Source organism: Myxococcus sp. AB025B (genome assembly GCF_006518215.1).
Classification (GTDB): domain Bacteria; phylum Myxococcota; class Myxococcia; order Myxococcales; family Myxococcaceae; genus Myxococcus; species Myxococcus fulvus.
Genome location: NZ_SRLW01000075.1, coordinates 24,413 through 36,983 on the forward strand (window position 1 = coordinate 24,413; position 12,571 = coordinate 36,983).

13 protein-coding genes are annotated in these 12,571 nt (G+C 68.3%); 4 read left to right on the plus strand and 9 right to left on the minus strand.

The features are described 5' to 3' along the window. Positions 1-20 precede the first annotated feature (20 nt). The 3 genes from FL311_RS15050 to FL311_RS15060 all read right to left on the minus strand — a co-directional run bounded on the left by FL311_RS15050 (position 21) and on the right by FL311_RS15060 (position 1,785). Positions 21-458, minus strand: a complete 438-nt coding sequence (locus FL311_RS15050; protein ID WP_141325839.1) for a TetR/AcrR family transcriptional regulator — start codon at positions 456-458, stop codon at positions 21-23. A gap of 109 nt (positions 459-567) precedes the next feature. Next, positions 568-1,047, minus strand: a complete 480-nt coding sequence (locus FL311_RS15055) for a hypothetical protein (RefSeq protein ID WP_141325840.1) — start codon at positions 1,045-1,047, stop codon at positions 568-570. Positions 1,048-1,083: 36 nt separating this feature from the next. Further along, on the minus strand, positions 1,084-1,785 hold the full coding sequence (locus FL311_RS15060; RefSeq protein WP_228556882.1) for a DUF6585 family protein: 702 nt from the start codon (positions 1,783-1,785) through the stop codon (positions 1,084-1,086). Between the two features lie 316 nt (positions 1,786-2,101). Between FL311_RS15060 and FL311_RS15065 the strand changes: the two genes are divergently transcribed. Beyond that, on the plus strand, positions 2,102-2,335 hold the full coding sequence (locus FL311_RS15065; RefSeq protein ID WP_141325842.1) for a hypothetical protein: 234 nt from the start codon (positions 2,102-2,104) through the stop codon (positions 2,333-2,335). A gap of 39 nt (positions 2,336-2,374) precedes the next feature. On the opposite strand, the gene FL311_RS15070 is transcribed toward FL311_RS15065, so the two are convergent. The 5 genes from FL311_RS15070 to FL311_RS15090 form a co-directional block, all read right to left on the minus strand. Continuing rightward, positions 2,375-3,787 (minus strand): serine hydrolase, encoded by a 1,413-nt coding sequence (locus tag FL311_RS15070; RefSeq protein WP_141325843.1) that lies wholly within the window; start codon positions 3,785-3,787, stop codon positions 2,375-2,377. A 185-nt stretch (positions 3,788-3,972) separates the two neighbouring features. Then, on the minus strand, positions 3,973-5,505 hold the full coding sequence (locus FL311_RS15075; RefSeq protein ID WP_194869207.1) for a DUF1552 domain-containing protein: 1,533 nt from the start codon (positions 5,503-5,505) through the stop codon (positions 3,973-3,975). Then, positions 5,502-7,253: a DUF1592 domain-containing protein gene (locus tag FL311_RS15080; protein ID WP_141325845.1), complete on the minus strand. Its 1,752-nt coding sequence runs from the start codon at positions 7,251-7,253 to the stop codon at positions 5,502-5,504. Before FL311_RS15080 ends, FL311_RS15075 begins: the two co-directional genes overlap by 4 nt. Positions 7,254-7,338: 85 nt before the next feature. Beyond that, complete coding sequence (locus FL311_RS15085; RefSeq protein WP_141325846.1) at positions 7,339-7,665, minus strand: hypothetical protein; 327 nt, start codon at positions 7,663-7,665, stop codon at positions 7,339-7,341. Positions 7,666-7,889: 224 nt separating this feature from the next. Next, positions 7,890-8,123 carry a hypothetical protein gene (locus FL311_RS15090; protein ID WP_141325847.1) on the minus strand — a complete coding sequence of 78 codons (234 nt, stop codon included), beginning with the start codon at positions 8,121-8,123 and terminating at the stop codon, positions 7,890-7,892. Positions 8,124-8,708: 585 nt separating this feature from the next. Here FL311_RS15090 and FL311_RS15095 point away from each other — a divergent pair. The 3 genes from FL311_RS15095 (at position 8,709) to FL311_RS45075 (ending at position 12,348) form a co-directional block, all read left to right on the plus strand. Next, the gene (locus FL311_RS15095) at positions 8,709-11,120 is read left to right on the plus strand and encodes an Ig-like domain-containing protein (protein WP_141325848.1); all 2,412 of its coding nucleotides are present in this window, start codon (positions 8,709-8,711) and stop codon (positions 11,118-11,120) included. Between the two features lie 159 nt (positions 11,121-11,279). Then, a complete protein-coding gene (locus tag FL311_RS15100; protein WP_194869208.1) occupies positions 11,280-11,459 on the plus strand; it encodes a hypothetical protein in 180 nt (59 codons plus the stop codon). Positions 11,460-11,901: 442 nt separating this feature from the next. Then, a complete protein-coding gene (locus tag FL311_RS45075) occupies positions 11,902-12,348 on the plus strand; it encodes a hypothetical protein (protein WP_228556883.1) in 447 nt (148 codons plus the stop codon). Between the two features lie 127 nt (positions 12,349-12,475). On the opposite strand, the gene FL311_RS46280 is transcribed toward FL311_RS45075, so the two are convergent. Next, positions 12,476-12,571: IS3 family transposase (locus FL311_RS46280; protein ID WP_368668573.1), on the minus strand; the 96-nt coding region annotated here is incomplete at its 5' end.

Below are 12,571 nucleotides of genomic sequence, written 5' to 3' on the forward strand. Positions count from 1 at the left end.
CCCCAAGCTCCCGAGCACGCTCACCTCGAGGACCTCAGAAGTAGAGCCACCGAGCGCCGGTGGGCGAGCCCGAGGATGGACTCCGGCAGCGCGAGCTCCCGCGCCCGGTCCTCCCGGAGGAAGGGCTCGGCGACGGGGATGAACTCCAGCATCGTCGTTTCAGGGAGCGAGAGCGTCCACGTGACGCGCGTGAGCTGCGCCTCGATGAACGTGCGCAGCTTCGCTTCCGGAGTCGCCGCCCTGCGCACCGCGGCCTCCAGGTGGACGAGCGCCTCGCCCCGGTTGCGGTCGATGACGGCGCCGAGCAGGGCCTCCTTGCTCTCGAAGTGGAGGTAGACGGTCCCCTTGCCGATGCCCGCGCGCTTCGCGATGTCCTCGATGGAGGTCTTGTTGAATCCGAGCCGGGAGAAGCTGTCCGTGGCGGCGTCGAGAATCGCGGTGCGGTGCTCGGAGCTCATGCCCCGAAGGTAGACCGGAGGACCGGTCCCCCCAAGTGACACGAAGCGCCCCGTGCCACGCGCACACGGGGACGGCCGGCAGCCTGGAGACAGGCGGCGAGCGAGGGCTTCAGCGCTGGCTGTAGCGGTCGCAGGTGGCCAGGTACTCGTCGCTCGACATGTCGAGCGCGGCCACGCGGAACTGCTTGCCCTTGGGCTTCTTCAGCGTGGTCTTGATGACCACGAACTTCCCGATGGGGATGCCCATGTAGGACTGGTCGAGGTAGGTGTTCTCCTCGATGTGCTCCCAGGCGATGTGCACGCCATCCGCGAAGTGGATGCCGTCGTAGCCGATGGTGAGCCCGGGCTGGTCCAGCCTGCCCATGGGCTTGATGCAGTTGACCAGCATCACCAGACAGCCGAACAGGATGAGCCCGGCGATGGCGAGCACGGCGGCGCCCTTGTCACGCGCGGCGAACGCGAGGTAGCCGAAGAACGCCGTGGCCACCACCCAGATGACCGTGCCGATGATGAGCTTCGTGCGCGAGTAGTAGAAATGCTGGGGCTGGTTCGACTTCGCCTTCGACTGAGCGGATCGGTAGAGTTCCATGATGTGCTGCCTGACGATGGGGTGAGGACGAAAAGCTCAGCCGGCGAGCCGGTCTGAGAGGTAGGAGAACAGGACGGGCGCGTTGACGAGCTTCTCCTCGTCGATCTTCCGCAGCCGGCCGTTCGCGAGGATGTGCAGCTCCCGCGTGGAGACGCCCTGCTCGAAGTCGTCCTGCAATCGCAGCGACTCAATGTCCTCCCACGCGATGAGCTGCTTCTTGAAGACCAGGCCCTCGGCGCGCACCGACAGCGGGCCGAAGCGCACCTGCTCACCCCGGGCCACCTGGCGGCGGATGGCCGGCAGCAGCATGGAGACGACCTGCTGGGTGACCACGGCCTCCAGCTCGTCGGAGTCGCTCCACAGGTGCAGCCGCAGCCGGTACTTGCTGTCGCGATGCGCGAGGACGAGGCACTCGTTGTTGTGCTCGCGCACGATGCTCGTCATGTCGCGCCACAGGACGGACTTCTTGCCCACGTGGATGCCGCGGGCGTCGAGCACCAGCGAGTTCGGGGAGAGAAGCCACGCGAACAGGTCGCCCGCGCGCCAGAGAATCAGATAGAGCCCACACGGGATGCCGAGCAGCGCGAAGGCGAACCCCGTCTGACTGCGCACCATCCCCTTCACCATGTCCGCGGGCAGCAGATGGATGCCCGAGGGCGTGAGCACCATCGCGAGCACGAAGTAGATGAGGACGAGTCCCCCCGCCAGCCAGGACAGGGTGTGCGTGGGAAAGACCAATGAGTGCGAGTACTTCAGGGGACGACTCCCAGCGGGCCGACCGGGGCACGAGCCGCAGCGAACGTTCGGTCACGTATAAAGGAGTGTGGGCGATTTTTCGACCCCGAAACACTCGCAGGTCCGCGGCTCCCGGTACGGAGTCATGCTTTCCAAGTCAGCCCCGTCGAACGCGCGAAGAAGAGCGGCGCTGCGGCGCCTGCCGTCTCACGCAACGAGAATCACTTGCTGCGAATGGCGAGCGGAGTCGGCGCGTCGTCCGGATGCGTGGCAGATGCCCTCCCCTCGACTGCTCCCCAAGCCTCGCAGGTGCCCGCCGATGTCGCGCTCCGCCATCTTCCTCATCATCCTCGCCAGCTTCATCGCGGAAGGAATCACGCACGCCGTGGGCCGGGAGCTCGTGCTGGACATCGCGCACGGTCCCGTCCACTCCGCAGGAAAGGACCTGCCCACGAGTGCTGACGCCCAGTCACCCTTGAAGGGAATGAATGGCATCCACTGCGTGAACCCTGCCGCCAGCGTCTCCAACCCGCGGTGGGAGCAGTCCTGGTGAGCCCGGTCCGCCCGCTCACGCAGGGCCTCCGGGCCCTCGCTACTTCTTCAGCTCATTCATGCCGAAGAGGGACACGCGTCCGTCCGGGATGAGCGACACCTTGTACACGTAGGTGTCGGCGCCGAAGTCCACCAGGTACGTGTAGACGCGGTCATCGCCCACCACCTCGCGCTGGGCGAGCCGCAGCTTCCCCGGAGCCCCCAGCTTCTTCAGGCGCTCCGTGAAGAGAGGCAGTGCCTGCGAGGCGAGCCACGGCGGCGCATAGGCGAAGCGGGCCTTGTCCACCGTCCCCGCCCTCACCTCCTCGAGCAACGCCGTGAGCTGGGCGGTGACCTGCGGCTCGGTATCCTCGATGGCGGCGAGCTTCGGCGGACCGAGCGCCGGGTTGACGATGGCGGCGATGCCCTCGGTGAACCGCCCAGGGCTGGCCTGGGCCGTGTTCGCCAGCACGATGATGGACAGCGAGTCCCCCACGTAGTGGGAGTAGTTGGCGCGGAAGCCCTGCCACGCGCCACCGTGCTGGTGCAGCGGCTTGCCATTGCGCTCCAGCAACTGCCAGCCGAACCCATAGGGATGCGTGGCGCCGCTGTTGAGCCGCACGGGTGAGAGGATTTCGCGCCAGCTCTCCTCGCTCAGGAGCGCGCGCTTGCGCACGGCGGTGTCCCACGCCAGCAGGTCCTTCACGGAGAAGTAGAGCGCCCCGTCTCCCGTCGTGTTGAGCGACGGGGACACCCAGGTCTGGTGCTTCGGCGCGCCCTTCACCAGCTGATAACCAGACGAGCGGTTGGGGATGATGTCGGCCTCGCTGATGCCGCGCGCCGTCTTCATGCCCGCGGGCTTGAAGACCTTCGCGTCCAGGACATCGACATACGTCGTGCCCGTGATGCGATTGACCAGCAGGCCCAGCAGGACATAGCCGGAGTTGCTGTAGCTGAAGCGCAGGCCCGCCGGGAACTCCAGGGGCAGCGTGTAGATGAACCGGGCGAACTCCTCGTCCGTATAGTCCTTCCGCTCGTCGAGCTTCCCTTCCAGGTCCTGGATGCCCGACGTATGCGTCAACAGGTGTCGCACCGTGATGGGCGCCCAGGACGCGGGCGCGTCCGGGAAGTGCTGGGTGATGGAGTCGGACAGCGACAGCTTGCCCGCCTCCACCTGCGCCATCACCGCCATCGCGGTGAACATCTTCCCCACCGAGCCCGATTGGAAGAGCGTGTCCGTCCCCACGGGGACGCGATGCTCCAGGTCCGCGGAGCCGTACCCCTTCGCGAGCACGACGCGTCCCTGGTGCACCACGCCCACCGCGAGCCCCACCACGCCCTGGCGCTTCTGCTCCGCCTGGACGAACGCGTCGATGCGCTCGCGCAACGCGCCTTGCGCCAGCGCGGGCCCCGCCGCGAGCAGGACACCGAGGATGACACCGAACACGGGGCTGACGCCCGAACGACCTTGCATGAAAGCTCCTACGGGGGACACCACCGTGGCCCTATCGCCATCCGCCCTCCTCGGGAGGATAGACCCGAGCCACGGGAGCGCTCCGAACGAATTCGTGCGCGGCTCGCCCCCCGCCAGCTCAGCGAAACTGTCTACCCCAGGCGCGGCGCATCGAGCCCGACTCCGCTCCGCCGCCAGGCGGAGGCTCACGCACGCAGGAAGGGCAGGACCTCCCCCGCGGCGTTCCAGACGGAGCCGGGATACACGGGCCCGGTGGAGTTCTCGGGCCCGGCCCAACCCGGGACGTCGTCGTATTTGTAGTCGGGGTAGCCCGGGCACCGCGAGGTGTCCTCCCACTCCGAGCGAGGGATGCCCATGGATTGCAGCACCGTGCCCAGCCACTGGTGCCACAACAGCCCGAACCAGCGGGGCTCGCCCGCGGGGCCCATCCCGGTCTTCTTCGCCAGGTTGCGGTAGTCGCAGTACTGCCCAGTGCGGAAGAAGCCCTCCGCGCCGCCGAAGGCGACAATCGGCGCGCTGGTGTGGTCGTGGGTGTAGTTGCCCGACTCCTGTCCCCAGGCCAGCAGGGTGTGGTCCAGCAGCCGGGTGCCGTCGCCCATGTCCACCGCCTCCAGCTTGCTCGCCAGGTCCAGGAAGACACGGCGGAAGAAGAGGTGGTGCGCCGCGAGCAACGTGCTGTACGCCGGCTCGCTGCTCGCCGCCTGGTGGGCAATCTCCTGGTGCCAGTCGCCCGCGTAGGTGCTGAAGGTCTCCGTCGCGCCGGCCACCACGATGCGCGACACGCCACACGACAGCGCCAGTGTGTACACGTCGTTCCAGAGCTGGTGCGACAGGGATTGAGACTCCGGGTCGCGTCCGTACGAGGGCTGCTGGGTGTACTGCCCGGTCGACGTCGCGGGGCGCGTGGGGGTCTGGCAGCGCGCCACCGTGGACAGCTTGCGGTCCAGCTCGGCCAGCCGCTCCATGTGGTCATCCAGCCGGCGGCGGTCCGCGGACGACAGGCGCCGGCTGCCATTGCGCAGGCGTCGGTAGTTCTCCAGCACCGCGCCGCTGATGAGCGGCTGGCCTCCGGTGACATCTCCGAACAGGCGGTCGAAGAGGTGCTGGTTGGAGCCGTTCACGGTGTCCCCCACCCGCTCCACCGGGCCCTGCCGCAGCCGAGGGTCCGAGTGCGCGTAGGAGAGCGAACCCTGGATGATGGCGCGCTCGCGCACGCCCGCCGCGTTTCCGTAGAAGGACGGAGACCAGGCCATGATCTGGTCGACGGTCTGCCGGATGCCCTCCTGCTTCACGACATCCGGCGCCTGGTCGCTCGCGGAGAAGTTGCCGAGCGTCCCGCCCCGGTGGTGACCGATGTAGAACGGGATGTCCAGACCGTTGAGCACCCACAGCTTGCTCACCATCGACGCGGTGAGCTCGCTCGACGGAGCGCGCAGCACGGCCGACAGCCGCGCCTCGCCTCCCGTCACGGCGGCGCTCAGCGCGCCCCGGCGCACGGAATGGCCCGCGTAGGACAAGGACTCCGTCAGCGTGGCGTCCGCGGGGAACATGTCCCGCTGGAGGATGCCGCCGTGCTCCGTGCGCAGCATGACGAAGCACTTGTGGGACGGGGCGGACTGGGCGCGGGCCGTCGCGGGCAGGAGGCTGGGCAGGAAGGGAAGGACGAGCCCCGTCCCGCCCAGGCGGAGAATCGTTCGACGCGAGAGGGGCGTGCTCATCGGAAGTCCTTCCGCTGGAACTCGGGGCGCAGCGCGACGGAGGCCAGCACGGCGCGCAGCGGCTGACGGCTCCTCGCCGCCGTGTTCAGGGCCTCCAGGATGGGCCCGTCGGACGCGTCGCTCTCGGGCCGGGCGAAGGTGTAGCGGAAGTACTGTCGAGCGAAGCACTCCTCGTACTGGCCGCTGTCGAGGATGAGCTGGGTGACCTCCGCCGCCGAGGACACCGAGCGCGTGTCGCCCGGGACCACGGAGGGCACCGTGTCGGTGCGCACCGGTCGCTCGCCCACCTGTTGGCCCGTGCTGTCGAAGAGGCGCTGCGTGGAGCGGAAGCGGCCCAGCGCATCGAAGTTCTCGGTGACGAACCCCAGGGGGTTGAGGCGGGTGCGGTGGCAGGAGGGGCATGAGCCCTGCGTCTCGGTCAGGCGCTCCACGACCTCGCGGGTGGTGAGCTCGGGGGACAGCTCCACTCGCGTCATCACGGCGTCGGCGGGCGGCGGGGGGATGCTCCCGCACAGCAGCGCGTTGCGGATGCGATAGCCCTTGATGATGGGGCGGGTGTTGGCGGAGCCGGTGGCGAGGAAGGCGATGCGCGTCAGCAGGCCCGAGCGCTGGGGCTCGGAGAAGGTGGGCGGCTGCGAGACACCATCCCATCTCGGCACGCCGTAGAGCGTCGCCAGGTCGGCGTCGCGGGCGAAGGCATGCCGGTCGGTGAGCACGTCCTGCAGGGTGCCGTCGTGCGACACCAGCCAGGAGACGAGGTCGGCCACTTCGCCGTTGATGCGCTCGCGGGTGTCGCCGGTCGGGGTGAAGTCGCCTCGGAACGCGTCGAAGACGGGGTCACCGACGCGCCTGTCGAACTCCTCGAGGTCGTCCAGGCGGAACCACTGGCTGAAGAACTCGCCCAGGGCCTGGTGGGCGCGAGCGTCACCCATGAGGCGCTCCACCTGCTGGCGATAGCCGGCGTCGGTGAGCAGGGCCCCTGAGTCCGCGGCCTCGGTGAGCAGCGCGTCCGGGAGGGTCTGCCAGAAATGATACGACAGCCGCGCGGCCAGCTCGTGCGCGGTCAGCCGCGTCACGGTGCCATCGGCGTCGGCCTGGCCATGCTCGACGAAGTAGAGGAACTCGGGCGCCGTCAGCATCAGCGCCACCACCTTCTGCACGGCGACGGGCGAGACGGGGGGCTCGCTCACGGCCTCGCGGTAGAAGGCCACGTCGTCCGCGTCCAGGGGCCGCCGCAGGGCCAGGCGTCCGAACCGGGAGATGAAGTCGACCAGGCAGGTCTCGTCATTGGCCGTGCTGGCGTCCGTGGCGCAGGGGCCCAGCAGCAGCCCTCGTCGCGGAGCGTTGCTCCCCAGCAGCTCGCCGACGCGCAGCCCGAGCGAGTACGCGATGTCGATGTGCCCCTGCTGCACGCCCTGGTCCATGCGGGAGAAGCCGCCGTGGGACTCTCCGGGGATGGAGACCCGCAGGTCCCTTGGGTAGCCCTGGAGCTGCGACGCCACCGCGCCGTCCCGCAGCACCGCGTCCGCCTCCGGAGCACCGAGCGCGCGGGTGAGCACGTCGCGCACCGTGTTCTGGAACTGGACGGCGGACAGCCGCCGCAAGGGCAGCTCCTCGGGCACCGCCGGCGGCGGAGGCTCACCAGGGGGCGGCTGCTGGGAGGGCCCCCCGTTGATGTCACCTTTGCAGGCCCCCAGCAGGGTCGCCGCGACCATGACCAGGGCGCATGCGAATCGAAGTCGTCTCACCTGGCACCTCCACGTGGGACCGTCCACGATGCCACGAGCAAGCCCGGAAAGACCAGATCAAATGGGAGCCCTGAAGCGCGGCGCATCAGGAGGTCTGCAGCAAGAGCGTGGCGTAGGTGCCCGGACACTCGAGCGCATACAACTGTTCGTTGCCGGTGGAGAGGATTCGGCAGGCCCGGCTCGGAGGCCCCAGGCGCTTGCCTGAGAAGATGTTGTTCGCATTGACGCCCTTGGCGAAGGACCCGAAGAGCGTCTTCCACCCCTTGTCTGGAGTGAAGGCCTCGAGTTCGAGCCCACGGAGGAGCCGGGCCCCGTGGGCCCCGTGGACAATCATGGAGGCCACGAAGTGCGCGAAGCTCGGCAGCCGCTCCATCCCGTAGACGTCGATGGAGAACGAAGCATCGCCATACATGACGATTCCGGCCTGAGCCGCCTCAGCGAGCCCCATGTGGCTGAGAGTCTGCCGTCGTCGCGCGAGGTCGGGAATCGCGTCCAGGAGTCCGGCACGCGTCCGGACCCCATCGACGGCGGCGTCACCGAGGTCGGTGAGGTCCAGATGAGGTGCGAGGAGACCGAGCACCTCATCTCGAAAGGAGTCGTGCATGGCGGCCCCAGCCTACGCCAGGGCCCCTGCTGTTACTGGAGACACTCCGCGCAGGAGCCGGACACCCGGGTGTTGGCGATGAAGGCGTCGTGGTCCGCCTGGGTGGTGAGGACGGCGGAGCCGAAGTCGGCGTAGACGGCCCAGGTCGAGGGAGTGGCCGCGGCGCCCTCAAAGGTCCCTCGATGGTAGTCCACGCCATTGTTCGTCTGGATGAAGCTCCAGCCGTGGTTGCGATTCCAGGGCCGGCAGCTCGCGTAGGTCGCCATGTAGCTCTGCGTGGGATTGCCTCCACGTCCCTTCCACGCAAACGCCACACCCAGTCACGACGAAGTCCTACCCAGGCGAATCGGCGCGGGCCCGACTTCCACGCGACGTGTATTGACATGTCAAAGCCAGGGCTTGACGCGTCAAGGTGCACATCCGTGTCCCCATTACCCGCCTCCTGCTTGTCGGCGTCGTCGGGGCCGCTCACGCCCAGGAAGCGGGAGCCCATGCCCGACCACGGAATTCACTGGCCGCATGTCAGAGGTATGTGTCAGAAGCGGCGCTGGGCGCCTCAGGCCGCAGCCGATGAAGCTGGACACCCTGTTGGCATGAATCGCATCCCCGCGTGGGATGTCTCTGTCCATGGAATGGTGAGCCATTGAATCGACACAGGAGGCCCGTGGCTCGCCGCGGAGGGCTGCTCGTGGATCCAGTGTCCTCGAGTGCCTGACGGCTGATGACATGAGGACGCTGGCCATTCCTGTGTTGCGCGGCGAGCCGTCGGCCGCGAGAAGAGCTGTCGTTCAATCCACGAGGGGGAGCGGTCCATTCCGGGCATCAGCTCACGCCTCGGGAGGAGCCCATCGATGCGAAGTCGTCCTGGTGTGCTGAAGTCGTGGAGCCTGGGCATGGCGCTGGCGTTGTCGCTGGCGGCGTGTGGTGTGGAGGAGCAGGTCCGGACTCCAGCGGATGAGGTGTCGCAAGCGGACGAGGGGGCGTTGACGCAGGAGCGGGCAACCGCCTCGCTGACGTGGGACCCGTATGCGGACGCGGTGGGAGCGGGCACCAACGCGGCGGTGCTCAACGCGAGCGCGGCGCTGGGGGCACCGGATGGGAGGGCGGCGACACTGCTGGGATTGCTCAACGCGGCGCTGGTCCTGGACCTGGGCCAGGGCGAGGAAGGCACCGGGGATCTGCGCGTCTATTACCAGGGCCTGTCGCTGGCGCTGGTGGCACAGGTGGACTTCCTGAAGGCCGATGGGACCTTCATCGGCTCCAGCCCGCTGCACCTGGTGGAGCTGGGCCTGGGGACGCATATCGCGGTGGCGAAGTATCCGGGGAACGTGCCCTATCGATACGTGCGCCTGAGGGGGGCGCTCGCCGTGTATCTGGTGGACGCGGTGGAGACGTCCCTGCGAGCCATCTGTGGAGACGGGGTGCTGGGGGGATACGAAATCTGTGATGACGGCAATCAGCTCTCGGGAGACGGCTGCAACAGCGTCTGCGAGGTGGAGCCGGGCTACACCTGCACGGGCCAGCCCAGCGTCTGCGACAACAACCGGGCCCCCACCGTCGAGCCCGTCCAGGCGACCACCGCCGAGGACACCGCGGTGAACATCACCGTCCTCGCGACGGACCCGGATGGCGACGCGCTGGCGTACATGTTCACCCTGCCTGGCCAGGGAACGCTCACGGGCACGGGGGCGTCGGTGACATACACCCCGAACGCGAACTTCAACGGGACGGACACCTTCCAGGTCACGGTCTCCGATGGCAGGAAGCAGGCCACGGCCACCGTCACCGTCACGGTGACGCCGGTCAACGACGCACCCGCGGCCACCTCGGCCTCGGTCACGGTGAGCTACAACACGTCGACGTCGCTCACACTGGCGGCCACGGACGTGGACGGGGACGCGCTCACGTTCACCGTGACAACGCCTCCCGCGAGCGGAACCCTGACCGGGACGGGTGCGCAGCGCATCTACACGCCGGCGGCGGACTTCCAGGGGACGGACTCGTTCACCTTCACGGCCAGCGATGGCGCGCTGACGTCGAACACGGCCACGGTCAGCATCACCGTCCGGGGGCCTCCCGTCTGCGGTGACGGCTTCCTCGACTCGGGCGAGGTGTGCGACGACGGCAATCGCGTCGCGGGCGACGGGTGTCGGGCGGACTGCCAGGGCGTGGAGGTCTGCGGCGATGGGCTGGTCGACAGCGCGGCGGGAGAGCAGTGCGACGACGGAGGCACGACGCCGGGGGATGGCTGCGACGCCGCGTGCCAGTTGGATGCCTTCTCGAATGTGCCCCCCACGCTCATCAGCGGGACGCTGAGCTGCACCACGGCCAATTCGAACACGGGCCGCAAGGCGGCGGTGGATGCACTGGGTCGATTCTACGTCGTGATGATTTGTGGTGGCACGGTCCATGTCAGCGTGAGCGTGGACCGTGGCATCACCTGGGTGGGCCCCACCGCGCTGGACATCACCAACGCGGCGGAGGTCGCGATAGAGGGTGGCCCCACGGGCACGGCCTACGTGGCGGCCACGAGCGCGGGGGCACTGCTGTTCACCCGGACCGTCGACGCGGGGGGGAGCTGGGAGGCGACACGAACCCTCAGCAGCGCGAGCAACGCCACCGTCAGCCTGGATTCGAGGGGGGACGCGCTCTACATCGCCGTCTCACGAGGCGGCGCGGGGGTGCGCGTCCTGCGGAACTTCACGCGTGGCGAGGGCGACTTCAGTGTGACGGACGTGGACCAGAACAATGCGTACTTCGACGTGCTCGTGGACAAGATCAGCGGCGATGTCTTCTCGGTGAGCGACGATCCGTCGTTCCGCATCCGCCGGAGCAGCGACCAGGGGACCACCTTCGGTCCCCAGAGCTCACCGCCGGGGCAGGCGTTCTTCTCGGACTGGACGGGCTCCAACGGCTTCATCTACACCACGGGCGCCTTCGGGGACGACAACGTGGACGTCATCCCGATGTCCGCGCCAGGGACGAGCACCCAGGTGACGGGGCTCCCCAATGACGTCCCTCCGGGGCCCGTGCGCTCGATTGACGCCGACGCGCTTGGCAACGGCTACATCGTCTCTCAGCGAGGGACGGGCAACATCCAGCTGGACCGGATGCTGGTGGGGGCCACGGTGATTCAGCCCACGGACGCCAGGACCATCGGGCCGGGCTCGGTGCCAGCCGTCGCGGCGCTCCCGTCGAACGGCGGCGCCTTGGTGGCCTACACGAACGGCACCAGCGTCTACGGCTCGGTGGTGGTGTACTGACGTTCGGGCGGTGCGCCTCCTGGCTCCAGCGGGAGGCGCACCGCGGTGGTCTTGTCGGCGTCTGCCGGCTTACCGTCCCTCAAGTCACCGCGTGCCTGCCTGAACTGGCCGAACTGTAAGCCCTGAATCACACCTGGAATCCGCACCCATTCAGGGGGCATGCTCAATAACTTGTTGACCGGCCGTGCGGCGCTCTTCGTCGAGGACGCCGCGCGGGTCGGGGACCTCCTCGCCTCCAACACTGTCGACACCATCGTCACCGCCCCGCCCGCAGGCATCGGCTCCATGGGGAGTGAGTGGCGCAGCAACAAGAGCGGGCGTGACGCGTGGATGGCGTGACCACGGACGAGAGCGCCGTCGACATGCCGCTGATCATCGACCCCGGCGAGGTCCCCGACGGGCTACTCGCCCACATCCAAACGGCACTCGGCGGGTAAGGCCCCAGTGGCGAGGAGTTCATGGACGAGTTGCAACGTGTCATTTGCGCGTCAGCTCGCGAGCGGCTTCTTCCACCGCTGGCGTTACCCGACCATTCAGGGAGTGTCGCAGGACCCCGAGCTGATTCTTCGCTGATTCTCACGCCGACAGGAGTTCCATCGGGAGCTGCGCGAGCGCCTCAAGCGCCCCGCCGAGTACCTGGACTCCCCGGGGCTGCTCGTACGTGCCGCGCTTCGTGCCCACCAGTCCCCGCCCCTACGACGGGGAGCTTCCAACGTGGCGCGCGGCGTCCTGGCCCGCCTGGGGCCAGGTTCACAAGCGCGTCGTCCACGTCACGGAGGCCATGTGGCTGAGTGACTTCATTGTGCAGCACGCGGCGAAGTGGGCACGACGCAAGGGACCTCCGGGAATCGTGTGGGTCGACGAGTTTCCGGAACTGGGCGAGCGCATCGCGAAGGCCACGGGCGTGCCGTACTACGGCGACGGGCCGGAGGCATCGGCGACCATCCCCCGGGAGAGAGGGAAGCGGTCCATCGTCGCGTCTCTACGCGCCCACGGGACGGGGAGGAATCTGACGATACTCTCACGGATGCTGTTCGTGAAACCGCCCGCCGACGGCGCCGCGCGGGAACAGACTATCGGACGATGCCTCCGCCAGGGACAGCTCGCCGACGAAGTCGAGGTGGCCCCCCTGCTCATCACCACGCTGAAGCCGTGGGCGTTACCCGCGAGAAGGGCACCATCAGTTGGCACGAGCTGCGCCACACCTACGGCAGCCACCTCACGATGAGGGGCATCCCCATGAAGGTCATCCAGGATCTGATGGGCACGCCACGCTCGACATGACGATGCGGTACGCCCACCTGAGTCCGGACACCCGACGGGATGGGCTTGCCCCGATTTCGTGGACAGGTTCGTTAAGCTGCCGCACTTCGGGTTGAGGCGTTCCGCTCGTACTCCTCGGGGCTGACATAGCCGAGTGCGGAGTGCCTGCGACGGCGGTTGTACCACGC